We start from the raw sequence: 1313 nt of genomic DNA, 5'->3' as shown, positions 1-1313 counted from the left end.
GTCCACGATCCTGGACTGCACATCCGTGCTGGTCGACCGCTCCGCGAGGAACAGCACGGTCTCGCCGGACGCCAGCCGCGGCAGCTCGGCCGGGTCGATGTCCGCGGACGTGTAGACGACCAACGGGGTGCTGTTGAGCCGGGAGTTGCCGCGCAGCCAGTCGACGATGCCCTGGCGGCGCCGCCGGATCAGCATGAGGTCCATCACCACCAGGTTCGGGTGGACCTGGGCGGCCTTGGTCATCGCGTCGGCCTCGGATTCGGCGTGGGTGACCTGCATCCCGCGCCGCTCCAGCGTGGCCGCGAACGCCATCGCGATTGCATCGTGACCCTCCACCAGCAGCACCCGTGGCGGGTGTTGCTCGCTGTCGCGCGGCGCGAGCGCCTTCAGCAGTACCGCCGGGTCGGCGCCGTACGCGGCCTCGCGGGTCGCCTGGCCCAGACCGGCCGTCACCAGCACCGGTACCTCGGCGGCGGCCGCGGCCTGGCGCAGCGCCTGGAGCGCGGTCCGGGTGATCGGGCCGGTCAGCGGGTCCACGAACAGTGCCGCGGGCGGCTCGGCGACCTGCGCGTCGACCTCTTCGCGGGATCGTACGATCACCGGACGGTAGCCCCGGTCGGTGAGCGCCTGCCGGGTCGAGACGTCGGGCTCGGGCCACACCAGCAGGCGGCGCGGCTCGTCCAGCGGCTCTTCGTGGCGGTCGTCGGCGGCCTCGGCCGCGGGCACGTCGGTGACGTCCACCGCGCCGTTCGGCCCGTCCAGCGGCTCCGGGCCCTCGGCCGCACCCTCCGCGGGCGCCCCGATCGCGTACGACCGGCCCGGCGGCTGCGGTTGCTGCTCCTCCAGTGGCGGTACCGGCCGCAGCAGCGCGGTGTCGCGCTCCCCGCCGGCCGGGCCGTGGCCGCGCGAGTCCGGCTTGCGCACCGGGAGTTGGCCGCTGTCGGGGTCGGCCTGCGGGTGCTGGCGGGCTTGATGCTCGCCACCCGGGCCGGTCTGCTGGTTCGGCAGCACCGGCTGCGGGCCCTGCGGCCCCTGCGGATTCTGCGGCTGGGGCGCGGCGAGTCGGCGCCGGCGCCCCGAACCGCCCGCCGCCACCTGCGCGGGAAGCCCCTGCGGGTGCTGCGCCTGTACGGCCTGGGTGGGCGTCTGCTCGTGCGGGTCGGTGCCGAACGGCACGCCCTGGCCGAGGGTGCGGACGCTTATGGCACGGCCGTGGGTCTGCTGCGACGGGTCCTGCTGCGGGATGCCCCGGGTGCCGTGCGCGCCGTCATGGGCACCCTGCGGGTCCTGGTGCGGGGTGGTCTGGCCACCGG

Annotated in this window: 1 protein-coding gene; it reads right to left on the bottom strand. The window is 75.7% G+C overall.

Features of this window, described 5'->3' with window-relative positions:
- Positions 1-1313 (bottom strand): response regulator (locus AC13HU_RS37315; RefSeq protein ID WP_483046442.1); only part of this gene is annotated, 1313 nt, incomplete at both ends.

Source organism: Streptomyces sp. NH27, assembly GCF_056859195.1.
The sequence above is the reverse complement of the archived record's forward strand: the minus strand, read 5'-3'. Positions and strand labels throughout refer to the sequence as shown.